General features: G+C 71.3%; 10 protein-coding genes. 7 read left to right on the forward strand and 3 right to left on the reverse strand.

All coding sequences use genetic code 11. The features are described 5' to 3' along the window. Positions 1 to 26 precede the first annotated feature (26 nt). Both ACZ7OY_RS31430 and ACZ7OY_RS31435 read right to left on the reverse strand, forming a co-directional pair. Complete coding sequence (locus tag ACZ7OY_RS31430; RefSeq protein WP_471914559.1) at positions 27 to 1,019, reverse strand: polyphosphate kinase 2 family protein; 993 nt, start codon at positions 1,017 to 1,019, stop codon at positions 27 to 29. A 242-nt stretch (positions 1,020 to 1,261) separates the two neighbouring features. Then, a complete protein-coding gene (locus ACZ7OY_RS31435; RefSeq protein WP_471914560.1) occupies positions 1,262 to 1,624 on the reverse strand; it encodes a carboxymuconolactone decarboxylase family protein in 363 nt (120 codons plus the stop codon). A gap of 330 nt (positions 1,625 to 1,954) precedes the next feature. Between ACZ7OY_RS31435 and ACZ7OY_RS31440 the strand changes: the two genes are divergently transcribed. From ACZ7OY_RS31440 to ACZ7OY_RS31470, 7 genes are all read left to right on the forward strand, one after another. Next, entirely contained in the window at positions 1,955 to 2,437 is a 483-nt protein-coding gene (locus ACZ7OY_RS31440) for an SHOCT domain-containing protein (RefSeq protein ID WP_471914561.1), read from the forward strand. A gap of 774 nt (positions 2,438 to 3,211) precedes the next feature. Next, the gene (locus ACZ7OY_RS31445; protein WP_471914562.1) at positions 3,212 to 4,855 is read left to right on the forward strand and encodes a peptidoglycan-binding protein; all 1,644 of its coding nucleotides are present in this window, start codon (positions 3,212 to 3,214) and stop codon (positions 4,853 to 4,855) included. A 139-nt stretch (positions 4,856 to 4,994) separates the two neighbouring features. Further along, a complete protein-coding gene (locus tag ACZ7OY_RS31450; RefSeq protein WP_471914563.1) occupies positions 4,995 to 5,951 on the forward strand; it encodes a GlxA family transcriptional regulator in 957 nt (318 codons plus the stop codon). Between the two features lie 174 nt (positions 5,952 to 6,125). After that, complete coding sequence (gene gap, locus ACZ7OY_RS31455) at positions 6,126 to 7,124, forward strand: type I glyceraldehyde-3-phosphate dehydrogenase (protein ID WP_471914564.1); 999 nt, start codon at positions 6,126 to 6,128, stop codon at positions 7,122 to 7,124. 275 nt (positions 7,125 to 7,399) lie between these two features. Continuing rightward, positions 7,400 to 8,590 carry an MFS transporter gene (locus ACZ7OY_RS31460; RefSeq protein ID WP_471914565.1) on the forward strand — a complete coding sequence of 397 codons (1,191 nt, stop codon included), beginning with the start codon at positions 7,400 to 7,402 and terminating at the stop codon, positions 8,588 to 8,590. A gap of 121 nt (positions 8,591 to 8,711) precedes the next feature. Next, complete coding sequence (locus ACZ7OY_RS31465) at positions 8,712 to 9,512, forward strand: hypothetical protein (protein WP_471914566.1); 801 nt, start codon at positions 8,712 to 8,714, stop codon at positions 9,510 to 9,512. A 108-nt stretch (positions 9,513 to 9,620) separates the two neighbouring features. Then, positions 9,621 to 10,124, forward strand: coding sequence for a hypothetical protein (locus tag ACZ7OY_RS31470; RefSeq protein WP_471914567.1), 504 nt, complete (start codon positions 9,621 to 9,623; stop codon positions 10,122 to 10,124). A 94-nt stretch (positions 10,125 to 10,218) separates the two neighbouring features. Here the strand turns inward: ACZ7OY_RS31470 and ACZ7OY_RS31475 are convergent, their stop codons facing one another. After that, the gene (locus ACZ7OY_RS31475; protein WP_471914568.1) at positions 10,219 to 13,236 is read right to left on the reverse strand and encodes a glycosyl hydrolase; all 3,018 of its coding nucleotides are present in this window, start codon (positions 13,234 to 13,236) and stop codon (positions 10,219 to 10,221) included. Between the last annotated feature and the right edge of the window lie 140 nt (positions 13,237 to 13,376).

A 13,376-nucleotide genomic window follows, 5' to 3' on the forward strand; every position in this document is an offset into this window, starting at 1 on the left:
CGGTCCCGTCCGGCCCTGTCGCCGGCCTAACGGCGCTTCTTCCCGGCCTGCGCCCCGGCGCCGGACGCCTGCGCGTTCTTCGCGGGATGCTGTGCCTCGTACGGGTCGGCGGGAACGCCCGAGGGCGCCTCCGCCACCAGCTCCTTCCTGGTGGCGAGCAGCTCCTTGCGCGCCGCCTCCGTCACCACCGGGTAGTGCGGGTCGATGTCCATCAGGGTGTGCGCGAGGATCGCCGCCGTGCAGATCCGCGCGAACCACTTCCGGTCCGCCGGCACCACGTACCAGGGAGCCCACTTCGTACTCGTGGCCGACAGCATCTGGGAGAACGCGTGCTGGTAGTCGTCCCAGAACCGCCGCTCCCGGACATCCGCGGGGGAGAACTTCCAGTTCTTCTCCGGCAGGTCGAGGCGCTTGAGGAAGCGGGTGCGCTGCTCCTCCTTCGACAGGTTCAGGAAGACCTTCACCACCTTGAACCCGTTGTCCGTGAGGTAGCGCTCCCAGTTGTTGATCTCCTGGTAGCGCCGCTGCCACAGGTCCGATCCGTGCGAGTGGTCGGGCAGCTTCTGCCGGAGCAGGAGCTCCGGGTGCACACGTACGACGAGCACCTCCTCGTAGTGCGACCGGTTGAAGATGGCGATCTCGCCCCGTTCGGGGAGCCGCTGGGCGTAGCGCCACAGATAGTCGTGGTCGAGTTCCTCGGCGGAGGGCACCTTGAAGCTGCTCACCCGCACGCCCTGCGGATTGACGCCGCTCATCACATGACGGATCGTCCCGTCCTTGCCTCCGGCGTCGAGCGCCTGGAGGCACAGCAGCACGCCGTACGTGTCCTGGGCGGCCAGCCGTTCCTGGTACTCGGCCAGCAGGGTCACTCCGGCCCGCAGCAGTTCGGCTCCGTCCCGCTTCTTGACTCCGGCCATGAAACGGGGGTCGAAGTCCCGGCCCAGCCGGACCTTCGACCCCGGCTTCACCCGAAGCGGGGCGATGAAGTCGGCGATGCGTTCGGCTCTCTCGTCCGTCATCACGGATCAGCTCCTGATTCCATGGCCGACGACCTCCGGACCGCGCAGACCCGCCTCGCGCCATGGCGGCGAGCGGGTGTTCTCGCTCATTCTCGGGTCGGCCCGACAAGATCGCCCGCTGGAGCCGGCCCGGTGGACCCACGACATGCATCGCCCCCGAACACCGGTGCGGCGTTCAGGGGCGATGCCCTCTCCTGTGGCCCGGAACCCGGTCGCGGACGCGACCGTCCCCTCAGGAGGGGTCAGGAGCGGCGGTGGCTCTGGGCTTCGGCCTCGGCGTTGGCCATGGCCACGGCCTCCGCCTCGGCCAGCTCGATGGCGACACCGAACGCCTGGGTGATGTGGCTCGCGGCCGACATCACGCGTGCGGTGCCCACGACGGGGGCGATCGCGATGAGGACGTCCTGGAGTTCCTCGACCGTCAGGGCGGCCTTGACCGCCGGATTGATGTGCGCCAAGTAGGAGATCGCTGGTGCGTCCATGGCCACGAGGGCGGCGATACGGGAGAGGATCAGCGTCCTCTCGTCCATGCCGCAGCGCTCGATGGAGTCGATGGTCATGGCGGCGAGCGTGTCGAGGACCGGAGCGTCGGACGCGGTGGCCATAGGGGACCGCCTTTCGGTGTGAGGGAGTCAGACGCACTGCCCGCCGGCCGCGGGAACACCTGCGGGCCGGCGGGTGGCCCTCTCAGCGTAGGTGCGGTCCGGGTGTTGTGCCCGCTGGCCCGAACGGGCGACCCCGAGGCGGCCGGTACGCCCTGGCCACAGCCGTCGGGACGAGCCGGAGGGATCCGGCGCGCGGTCCGGGGCGTTCGTGCGGCCGGATGCCGAGTGGACTTCCAGGGGGCACCATGGTCGCTGACCGGAGGACGCACCTCCGCCGTCCCGGCCCGAACGCCCGGAGCGGAGAGGCGGTCGCCCAAACGGAGGCACGACATGACCACACAGGTGTATCTCGCCTACGACTACCCGCTGCTGAGCCTCTTCTGGACCATGCTGTGGCTGGGGCTCTGGATCCTGTGGCTGTTCCTGCTCTTCAGGATCATCTTCGACATCTTCCGCGACGACGACATGGGCGGCTGGGGTAAGGCCGGCTGGCTGGTCTTCGTCATCCTGCTGCCGTTCCTGGGCGTCTTCGTCTACCTCATCGCCCGCGGCAGGGACATGGGCCGCCGCGAGCTGGAACAGGCCCGCGAACAGCGCAAGCAGTTCGACTCCTACATCGAGCAGACGGCCGCCGGTGCCCGGCCCAACAGCGCCGACGAGCTGGCCAAGCTGTCGGACCTGAAGGCGAGCGGCGCGATCACGGAGGAGGAGTTCCGGCGGGCGAAGGAACTGGTCCTGACCGACAGCGCCCCGCAGGGCCGGGCCGCCGCGACCGCCACCACCGAACCCCCCGGCGGGGTGCCGCGGCCCTGACCCGCAGCCTGCTCGCGCACGAGTCGCACGAGTCGCACGAGTCGCACGAGTTGCACGAGTTGCACGAGTCGTACCAGTCGTACGAGTCCTCGGTACCGGTCGACGCGGTGCCGGGGACCGTCTCGTCGGTGCGGCCCGCGTCGGCCGGTCGCGCCCGGTTCACCTGGGCTTTCCCGGCCGGCCCCGAACAGGCTATAGTCGATCTAGAGCGAGACGCGGAAACGCGAGACACGCTCCACGCGTTGGTGGTCCAAGGAAAGACGCCCCGCTTCCTGCGGGGAAATGCAGGTGCAAGGCCTGCCCGGCGCTCCGACAAGCCCCGCCCCGGATGATCCGGGGCGGGGTTTTTGTGTTGCGCCCCGGATCATCCGGGGCGGGGCTTCTGCGTTTCGGCGGCAAACAGGTCACGCCGCCTTCGGATCTGACGCAATGATCCGTACCACTGAAATGGGTCGAAACTTCAAAGGCCGTCAACCCGCCGCTTTTTATCGGCCATGGATCACGGCGTAATCCGGCCAGTTGTGTCGCGCAGGATTGTGTACGCGCACTTGACCTGTCACCGTCATGCGCGGAATAGCAGGCCGATTCAAGTCATTCGACGACGACCGTAACCGCATGACTACATGCGGCAATCGTTGGCTCGTAAAAGCGCCAACGCGGACAGACATTGCAACCTCTCCACGCCCGCCGAATTCCGTGCCTATGGCAGGCATGTGCCGGGGTGCGAGTGCGACCGGTAATCCGCAGATCCGCTGAAGGGGACATTTCGCAGTCATGAGAAACGTACTTGACGCTCCTGCCGACAGACCCCACGCCCAGGACCGCGGCAGCAAGAGCGCGAGACCCCGCTGGCGTGCCCGCGTCGGTGTTCTCGCGGCGACCACGGCGATGGTCTCGACGGTCGCCCTGATCGGTGCCGTTCCGGCGATGGCGGCGCCCGCGCCGATCAAGCTGACCTCCTCGTCCTGCCCCAGCGTGATCCAGAAGGGCCAGGTCAGCGGCTGCGTCACGGAACTCCAGAACCTGCTCAACGCGCACGGTGCGGGACTGACGGTGGACGGCGAGTTCGGCCCGGCCACCCTCTACGCGGTCCGTGAATACCAGGCCGCCACCGCGATCGCGGTGGACGGGCTGGTGGGCCCGCAGACCAAGGCGAAGCTGTACGCGACCGGAGGATCGGCGCCCGCGCCGATCAATCTGCTGTCCTCGTCCTGCCCGGCGAACATAGTCCAGGGCAACAAGAGCGGCTGTGTCACCGAACTCCAGCGGCTGCTCCGTCACTACGGTTACTCGATCGACGTGGACGGCGATTTCGGCCCGGCCACGGAAAGCGCTGTCCGCAGTTTCCAGTCCTCGCACGGCCTCTCGGTCGACGGCCAGGTCGGCCCGAACACCAAGGCCGAGCTCTACAACACCGACGAATCGCCCGCGACCGGAATCGACCTGCGGTCGGCGTCCTGTCCGGCGAACATCACGGAGGGGCAGAGCGGCGGTTGTGTCGCCACCCTTCAGGCCCTGCTCAACGGCAAGGGCCAGCACCTGGACGTGGACGGCGAGTTCGGTCCGCTGACCCTGGCGGCCGTGAAGTCCTTCCAGTCCGCGAGCGGCCTCTCGGTCGACGGCCAGGTCGGCCCGAACACCAAGGCCGCCCTGTACTCCAACATCGGCGGTGGCGGCGGCAACGGCGCACCGGCGCCGATCAATCTGAACTCCGCCTCGTGCCCGGCGAACATCGTCAAGGGCCAGAAGAGCGGCTGTGTCACCGAGTTGCAGAGCCTGCTCAACCACCACGGCGCCGACCTGGCCGTGGACGGCGACTTCGGACCGATGACCGACGCCGCGGTGCGCGACTTCCAGTCCGAGAAGGGCCTGTCGGTCGACGGTCAGGTCGGACCGAACACCAAGGCGGCGCTGTACGGCGCGGTCACCCCGCCGACCACGCCCCCGCCCGGCGGCGGCTACAGCAAGATCTACGACGTCGCCGCGGCCGAGGTCGGCACGGTGGAGGGCAGCGCCCGGGCGAACAGCTACGGCGCGGCCGTGGGCCTGTCCCTGTCCACGAACAACTACGCCTGGTGCGCGACCTTCGTGAGCTGGGTGGCCCAGCAGACCGGTGCCACCTCCTACCGCAACAGCTATGTCTCGGGCTGGGTCAAGCAGGCGCGGGCCGGCAACTACCACCTGTCGGTGACGAACAGCCCGCAGCCCGGCGACATCGTGGCCTACGACTGGAACGGCGGCAGCGACTTCACCGGCGGCCATGAGCACATCGGCATCGTGCGCTCGGTGAGCGGCGGCTCCAGCTTCACCGCGGTCGAGGGCAACACCACCAACCCCAACGGCGGCAAGGACGGCGTCTACGTCAAGAACCGCTCCACCGCGAGCGGCTACGACGTGGTCTTCATCCGGGTCCGCTGACCGGCCCCGCCGGGCTGTCCCGCCGATGTGATCCGTCCGGCCGTCACGGCTGGACGGATCACATCCGTCCGGCTGGACGGATCACGTCCGTCCCAGGTCCGCGGCCCGCGCCCGGGCGGCGCCTGCGTACCCTGTCCCCGTGTCAGCCTCTCGTCTGCGTCGCGTGGCCGTCCTCGTCCTGGAGGGGGCCAAGCCGCTCGACGTCGGGATTCCCGCACAGGTCTTCTCCACGCGGGCGAGCATGCCTTACGAAGTGCGGCTGTGCGGCGCGGCACCCGGACTCGTGACCGGCGGCGACGGCCTCTCGTACCATGTCGCGCACGGCCTCGACGCGCTCGCCTGGGCCGACATCGTCTTCATCCCCGGCTACCGCCGCCCCGACCGCGAGGACCCGCCGGGGGCCGTCGTCGACGCGCTGATCGCCGCCCACCGCCGGGGGGCGCGGCTGGCCGCCATCTCCACCGGCGCCTTCGCGCTCGCCGCGACGGGCCTGCTGGACGGCAAGCGGGCCACCACCCACTGGCACTACACCCGGGCCCTGATGGCCGGACACCCGCGTGTCCAGGTCGACGAGAACGTCCTCTTCGTCGACGAGGGCAGCGTACTGACCTCGGCAGGCGCCGCCTCCGGCATCGACCTGTGCCTGCACGTCCTGCGCGGCGACCTCGGGGTGGCCGCGTCGAACCACGCGGCCCGGCGCCTGGTCGCGGCCCCCTATCGCAGCGGCGGCCAGGCCCAGTACGTGCCGCGCAGCGTGCCCGAGCCGCACGGCGAGCGGTTCGCCGACACCCGCGCCTGGGCGCTGCACCGGCTCCACGAACCCCTCACCCTGGAGATCCTCGCGCGGCAGGCGGCGGTCTCGCCGCGCACGTTCTCGCGGCGCTTCGTGGAGGAGACCGGCTACACGCCGATGCAGTGGGTCATGCGGGCCCGTATCGACATGGCCCGCGAACTGCTCGAACGGTCACAGCGCGGGGTCGAGCAGATCGCCGCCGACGTCGGCCTCGGCACCGGAGCCAATCTCCGGCTGCACTTCCACCGCATCCTCGGCACCACACCGACCGAGTACCGCCGCACCTTCGCACAGGGCGAATAGCCCCGCCATCAGGTCCGCCGTCAGCCCCGCCACCTGCCGCGATCCACCGTTGACACGCCATGGCACGACCCACGGGGAGATCATGGCGCGATCCTTTTGAACCGTGGCGATCCCGCCACTGTCCGCCGCCGGAACGGCAGGCGACTCTGGTGGCGAACCGAAGGGACACCACTCATGACTCGCATCGCCATCAACGGATTCGGCCGCATCGGACGCAATGTGCTGCGCGCACTGCTCGAGCGCGACAGCGCCCTGGAGATCGTCGCCGTCAACGACCTCACGGAGCCCGACACCCTTGCGCGACTGCTCGCCTACGACTCGACGGCCGGCCGGCTGGGCCGCCCGGTCACCGTCGAGGGGGACGTCCTCGTCGTCGACGGCCGACGCATCAAGGTGCTCGCCGAGCGCGAGCCCGCTCAGCTGCCGTGGGCCGAACTCGAGGTGGACATCGTCCTGGAGGCGACCGGCCGCTTCACCTCGGCCAAGGACGCCCGCGCCCACCTCGACGCGGGCGCGAAGAAGGTGCTCGTCAGCGCGCCGTCGGACGGCGCCGACGTCACCCTGGCGTACGGGGTCAACACCGAAGCGTACGACCCGGCCCTCCACACCATCGTCTCGAACGCCTCCTGCACGACGAACGCGCTCGCGCCGCTGGCCGCGGTGCTCGACGAGCTCGCCGGGATCGAGCACGGCTTCATGACGACGGTGCACGCCTACACCCAGGAGCAGAACCTCCAGGACGGCCCGCACCGCGACGCCCGCCGTGCGCGGGCGGCCGGCGTCAACATCGTGCCGACCACGACGGGTGCCGCCAAGGCGATCGGTCTCGTGCTGCCCGGCCTGGACGGCAAGCTGTCCGGCGACTCGATCCGGGTTCCGATCCCGGTCGGCTCGATCGTCGAGCTGAACACCACCGTCGCCCGTGACGTCACCCGCGAGGACGTGCTGGACGCCTACCGGGCGGCCGCCGAGGGCCCGCTGGCCGGCGTCCTCGAGTACTCGGACTTCCCGCTCGTCTCCGCCGACATCGTCGGCAACCCGGCCTCCTCCATCTTCGACTCGGCCCTCACCCGGGTCGAAGGCCGCCATGTGAAGGTGGTCGCCTGGTACGACAACGAGTGGGGCTTCTCGAACCGGGTCATCGACACGCTCGAACTCCTCGCCGCGGGCTGACCGGACATCACCAGGGTGCGGGCACGCTATACTCGATCTTGAGCGCACCGCGGGATCGCGTGACCGCGCCGTGCGTTGGTGGTCCAAGGAAAGACGCCCCACTTCCTGTGGGGAGATGCAGGTGCAAGGCCTGCCCGGCGCTCGAACAGAACCCCGTCCCGGATGATCCGGGGCGGGGTTCTTCGTATGCGGTGTGCGTCGCCGCACCGTACGACGGCCGTGCGAAGCCGTGCTTGGGCCAGCGCCGGTGGCTCGGCGCCGTTACTGTCGACGGCATGGGCGGTGATCGCCGAGGGTGGCGCGCGTGTTTGCTCGGCGGAGCGGTGTTCGCCGTGTGCATGGCCGGCACCACATTGCCGACTCCGCTGTACGGCCTCTACCAGGAGAAGTTCGGGTTCTCCGAGCTGACGGTCACCGTCGTGTACGCCGTCTACGCCTTCGCGGTCATCGGTGTGCTGCTGCTGGCGGGCAACGCCTCCGACGCCGTGGGCCGGCGGCCCGTACTGCTGTGGGGCCTGGGCTTCGCGGCGGCGAGCGCCGTCTGCTTCCTCGCCGCCACCGGCCTCGGCCATCTCTACGTCGGGCGGCTGCTGTCCGGGCTGTCCGCAGGCCTGTTCACCGGGGCCGCCACGGTCTACGTGATCGAACTGGCCCCGGACGGCGGAGCCTCCCGTGCCACGTTCGTGGCGACGGCCGCCAACATGGGCGGCCTGGGCTGCGGTCCCCTGCTCGCCGGGGTCCTCGCCCAGTACGCGGCCTGGCCGCTGTACCTGCCGTTCGTCGTGCACCTCGCCCTGGTGGCCTGCTCGGCCGCGGTCCTGCTGTGGCTCCCGGAGACCGTCGCGCGGCGGCGGCCGCTGCGCACGGTACGACCGCAACGGCCCGGCGTGCCCGCGCAGGTACGGCCGGTGTTCGGTCCGGCGGCGACCGCCTCCTTCGTGGGGTTCGCCCTGTTCGGGGTGTTCACGGCGGTCAGTCCGGCGTTCCTCGCCGAGTCCCTGGACGTGCACGACCACGCGGTGAGCGGGCTGGTCGTCGCGCTGGCCTTCTTCGCCTCGACGGCCGGACAACTGGCCGTCGGCCGGGTCGGAGTGGGCCGGTCGCTGCCCCTGGGCTGCGCGGGCCTGCTCACCGGGCTCGTGCTGTTCGCGGGCGCGCTGCGCTGGGACCTGCTGGCGCTGGTGGTGCTGAGCGCGCTCGTCGGCGGCTGCGGGCAGGGGCTGGCGTTCCGCGGGGCGCTGTCGGCGGTGGCCGAGGCGTCTCCCGCGGACCGGCGCGCGTCCGTGGTCTCGACCCTGTTCGTGGTGGCGTACGCGGGTATCTCGGTGCCGGTGATCGGCGTGGGGGTGCTGTCGGGGCCGATCGGACTGGAGGGCGCGGGCCTGGTGTTCATCGTGTGCATGGCCGCGCTGGTGTCGACGGCGGGTGTCTATCTGCTCAGACGGCCGGTCCCGGCCCGGATCTGAGCGCGCGGCACAGGAACCCCGCCGCCCGCGGCGACCGGCGTCGCGTGTCCCGCCGCCCCCTCCCGCCCTCCGGGCCGGGCTCCGAATGGCCCGATCGGCCCCACGCGGGCACCCTGGAGAGATGAAGCCCGAGGCACCCGCCACGGCAGGGGGTACGGTCGCCGGATTCCTCGGGAATCCCGTCGTCGGCATGGCGCCCTGGATCGTCTTCTCGCTGCTGGTGGGACCCGGCAGGTTCGAGATCGCGGTCGTGCTCGCCCTGGCGGCGACGGTCGTCCTGGTCGCGGCCGGCCGGATCGTGCACCGGGGCAGTTCCTGGAAGCTGCTGGAGCTCGCCGACCTCGCCTTCTTCACCGTCCTGGCCGTCGTCGGCGCCACCGCGAGCGACGGCACCCGGCGCTGGCTGGAGACGTACGCCGGTGAGGTCTCCAACATCGCCCTGTGCCTGATCGCCTTCGGGTCCATGGCGTGCGGGACGCCGTTCACGCTCCAGTACGCGCGGGAGCGGGTGGAGCCGGAGTACTGGCACACGCCCGCGTTCCTGCGCACCAACTACCTCATCACCGGGGCGTGGGGACTGGCGTTCCTGGTCGCCGCGGTCGCGGGCGCCTACGGCGACCTGGTCCTGCGCGATCCGAACGACATCTGGACCGGATGGATCATCCAGATCCTGGCCATCGTGGCGGCCGTGCGCTTCACCGCCTGGTACCCGGACGTCGCACGGGCGCGCGCCCGGCGCGCGGCGGGCCTTCCGGGCCCGGACCCGCCGCGGCTGGGCGGGATGTTCCTGCCCCTGGCCGGGCTGCTGGTGCCGATCGGGATCGCGGTCCTGATCTTCGAGGACGCGTGGTGGCTGGGCGTGGCACTGATCGTGGCCGGCGTCCTGCTCACCAGGGCCCTGACCGCACGCGGCGCCGCGTGACCGGGCCGGGACGGATGCCCTTGCGGCCGTGGCGGCGGGGACGGGCGGACCGCCTGCGGTCGCCGCGTGACCGGCGTCGTTGTCAGTGGTGCCTTCTAGCCTGCGTTCATGACCACCATGGAGTCCGGAGGCTGTTCGGACGACGTTCTCACGGAGTGCTTGGCGGCGATCGACGAGCTGCTCGTCCGGCCGTTCCCCCCGACGTGCCACGACGACGCCACCGAGAGCGGCGGCCCCGGCCATCATGTGCGCGTGCTGCGGGCCAGCCATGACTTCGCGGACGACATCGGAGGCGAGGCCTGGCACCGGGCGGACGCGGAGCTGCGGGCCTGCCTCGACGCGCTGGGCGCGCAGTTCACGAGACGCTGGGGCGATCCGTACGAGGTCGACCTGTGGTCGTATCTGATAGCCGGGTACGAGGGGGCCGAGGTGCCCGATCCGCTCGACCTGCTCAGCCAGCTGGCCGTGGGCATGCGGGTCTGGCCGATCGAGGACCGCGGCCGCTGGCTCGGGCTGACCGTCGGGCAGGGGGACACGGAACTGCCGCTCGAACTGCTGGCGGTGGTCGGCCGGACACCCGTCCCCGAGCCGAGCGTGTCCGCAGGCGCGTGAGCGGAACCGGACCGCCGCCGCCCTCGTCGAGGGGGTGCGCCGGGAGTCCGGCCGGGGCGTCGCGCGTGGCGGGCGCGCGCCCCGGCCGGTGCGGTCAGGACAGGTCCGTCTGGAGGTAGGGGACCAGCCGGACGGGACCGCTCAGGCCGTGGTCCTGGCGGGCGACGGCGCCGAACACCGCGGGCTGGTCCACCCGCAGACGGTTGATCAGCGGCGTCGCGACCTCCACCTCGATCCGGTTGGCGCCCGGCCGCAGCAGACCGGGGCCGAGGTCGACGACGGGGTTCAGCCGGTTGACGGCCGGCAGCCGGGTGCCGTTGACGGTGACCCGGCAGGTGTCGCTGACCTGCCCCAGCTCCAGCCGGGCACCGTGCGCGGAGGTCCAGCCGGCGGGCAGGTCGACCGTGGTGCGGTAGTGCCCGACGCCCGCGCTGTCGGCGAGTTCGGGGATCTTCGACCACGGCAGGAGCGTGTCGAGGGCGACCGAGACGCCGACGACCTCGGTGCGGGTCGCGGTGGAGCCGGGGCGCCAGTCCTCGACGTCCAGCTGCCACCGGGCGGGGACGACGACATCAGGCAGGGCCGGGACCGTCGTGGTGAAGGTCCGGCCCCGGTCCGGCCGGGTGGTGTAGGTGCCGGGCGCGCTCGCCCGTACGGCCAGACCCTTCTCGGTGAACAGGACGCTGTCGGCGTCGGTGGCGACCACGTGCGGCCGGGCGCCGTGCCGGTCGCCGAAGAGCCCCGGACGGCCCAGCGCGATGATCGTCGACTCACCCGGCTGGAGCTTGATCCGTACGGTGAAGTCGTCGCCGTCGCGCGTGTACCGGGCGAGCCGCACGGCGTCCCCCGTCCAGGGGTCGAGGAGGTAGGGGACGGTCTCGGCGTGACCGTCGCGGCGCACGGTGACCTCGTGGTCGATGGCGGCGACGGGCGGCTTGACCGTCTCGGCGTGCTTGCCGTTGCAGAAGTAGTAGTAGTCCGCCTCAGCCGTCGAGCGCCGGGCGTTCAGCAGGGTGGAGGCGGTGGCGTAGCGGGCGTCGGGGGTGACGCCGAGCCCCGCCAGGGCGTCCCCCACGGCCGCCTTGTCGGTGACGCGCACGACGTTCGGCAGCGCGAGCAGCCGGGCCAGGGTCTCGCGCAGCCGGTCCGTCTCGCCGTCGGCCGGGACGCCCGGGGTCAGGCCCTGGTCGAAGGCGCCGAGCAGGACGACCGGCAGCCCGGCCCGGGCCAGCGCGAGGATCCTGCCCGCGTCGTCGACGGACAGGGTGGGCGTGGAGCCGTAGAAGAAGTCGCCCTCGACGAACAGGGCCTTGTAGGCGGGGCCGTCGGGTGCCAGCCGGCCTTGTCTCACGGTGGCGCTCGGCAGGTCGAGCAGCGGGCTGCTGAGGAACTGATGGGTCCAGCCGAGCGGGACGCCGGTCGCGGTGAACCAGGACGCGCCGATCCCGGTGGCGGTGTAGCCGGTCTGCCGGAAGACGGCCACGTCGGCGCGGGCGGTGCCGCTCTGCAGGACGCGGTGCACACGGCCGAGGTAGCCGGAGATGTCCGCGACATGCGTCCAGGTGGGCTGGCGCGGGCCCCACGACTCGCCGTAGCCGGCCGTGCCGTTGTACGGGCTGAACGCGGCGAAGCCGGGCCAGGCCACTCCGGGCGCGGTGGCGTAGGAGAAGCCGTGCAGGTTCGTCTGGTTGACGCCGGCCGCGTACGCGCCGCCCATGGTGCGCAGGAACCGGTCCCAGGTGGTGCTGTACGCGGATCCGTTGTAGGCGCCCGCCTCGCAGGACAGCACGGTGTGGCCGGCCATGTCCCGGCCGCCCGCCAGACAGCGGTAGTCGTCGAGGTTCTTGAAGCCGAGGGACTCTCCCTCGGGTATGTCGAGCAGGGCCGCCGAGGCGATCGCGTCCGTCTGGAGACCGTACGGCTGGGCGCGCAGCCCCATGCCGAGGGAGTGTGCCCAGTCCCGCAGGGCGGCGATGTGGTGACGGTTGAACAGTTCGGAGACGACTCCCCAGAAGTCGTGCCGGATCTGCCGGGTCACCTGGGCCTCGAACGCGAAGACCTGGTTGCTCTTGTCCAGCACGAGCGCGGGCAGACAGGGCGGCAGCGGCCGCCCGGTCCGCTCCTCGAAGGCCTCCGGAAGCCCGGTCGTCCAGACCAGTCCGTCGGTCTCCAGCTCCACGGAGTCCTCGAAGAAGGTCCCGCCCGCGGCCCGCAGCAGCCGCCGCAGTTGGGGCGTCAGGATCTCCTGGTCCCAGTGGTCCGTGACGGCTCGGGTGCCCGCGGCACTGAAGTGGTCGACGACGTACGCCGCCGGGGAGGTGTGCGGCCCCGACTCGGGCTGCTGCGCCGAACCGCGCTGCCAGTACGAGATCAGCACCCAGTCGCCGTCCGCCGGCGCCGTCCAGGACAGCGTGCCGTCGGTGACCAGCGCGGTCAGGTCCCGGACGCTGTCCAGGTCCAGGCCGGTCTCCTTGCGGGTGGAGTTGGCCGCGTTCGCCCGGGCGGCCTGGACGGCCACGAGCCGCTGCCGGGTGACTCCGCTCCCGGCGGGGCGCACGGAACCGGGCACCGGGCCTTGATACGTTTCACCGGCGGCCAACGAGACGCGTCCGTAGGCGAGTTCCTGCGCGGCCACCTCGTCGTCGGGCACGACACCGGGGACCGCGACGGGCCAACTCGGGCCCAGCGTCAGGTCGATGGTCACCCCACGCCGGGCGGCTCTGCCCAGGGCCGCCGCCACACCCTCCTGCCAGGGCCGGCTGCCCCAGCCGTGGTGCGCGGTGTCCAGTACCGACTTGTCCTTGATGCTGTGGTGGACACCGGCGATCTCCATGCCGCCGAAGCCGGCGTCGGCGATCTGGTCGATCTCGCGGGCGACCTCGTCCGGGTCCACCAGTCCGTCCGGCCACCACCAGCGGAACCTGGGGCGCACGGAACGCGGGGGATTCGCGAACCAGTCGGCGTCCGGGGCCGGTCCCGCGGCCGCCGTCGGCACGGCGGCCGGAACGGCGGCCGCCACACCCGGCAGTGCGCCCAGCACCGTCGCCCCGATGCCTGCCGCGAGGGCCGCACGCCGGGAAATTCCGCCGGGCCGCGGCGTCTCTTCAATCATGGTGCGCCTCAAAGTAGGAGAAAGAGTGGGGAACCAAACGACTGAATCGTTTCAATCCAGGTCGACGCCGGAACGCTAAGCCTGTGCTTCGTCGAAGGTCAAGAGATCGGCGGCCATCGGCTGCGCGTGGGGGCCGGGGA

It is taken from the genome of Streptomyces sp. NPDC107559 (genome assembly GCF_055657365.1).

What these genes read in the sequence shown, in the direction of transcription:
- ACZ7OY_RS31430 (WP_471914559.1), bottom strand. Translation starts at nt 1,019, where the DNA reads ATGACGGACGAGAGAGCCGAACGCATCGCCGACTTCATCGCCCCGCTT.
- ACZ7OY_RS31435 (WP_471914560.1), bottom strand. Translation starts at nt 1,624, where the DNA reads ATGGCCACCGCGTCCGACGCTCCGGTCCTCGACACGCTCGCCGCCATG.
- ACZ7OY_RS31440 (WP_471914561.1), top strand. Translation starts at nt 1,955, where the DNA reads ATGACCACACAGGTGTATCTCGCCTACGACTACCCGCTGCTGAGCCTC.
- ACZ7OY_RS31445 (WP_471914562.1), top strand. Translation starts at nt 3,212, where the DNA reads ATGAGAAACGTACTTGACGCTCCTGCCGACAGACCCCACGCCCAGGAC.
- gap (WP_471914564.1), top strand. Translation starts at nt 6,126, where the DNA reads ATGACTCGCATCGCCATCAACGGATTCGGCCGCATCGGACGCAATGTG.
- ACZ7OY_RS31460 (WP_471914565.1), top strand. Translation starts at nt 7,400, where the DNA reads ATGGGCGGTGATCGCCGAGGGTGGCGCGCGTGTTTGCTCGGCGGAGCG.
- ACZ7OY_RS31465 (WP_471914566.1), top strand. Translation starts at nt 8,712, where the DNA reads ATGAAGCCCGAGGCACCCGCCACGGCAGGGGGTACGGTCGCCGGATTC.
- ACZ7OY_RS31470 (WP_471914567.1), top strand. Translation starts at nt 9,621, where the DNA reads ATGACCACCATGGAGTCCGGAGGCTGTTCGGACGACGTTCTCACGGAG.
- ACZ7OY_RS31475 (WP_471914568.1), bottom strand. Translation starts at nt 13,236, where the DNA reads ATGATTGAAGAGACGCCGCGGCCCGGCGGAATTTCCCGGCGTGCGGCC.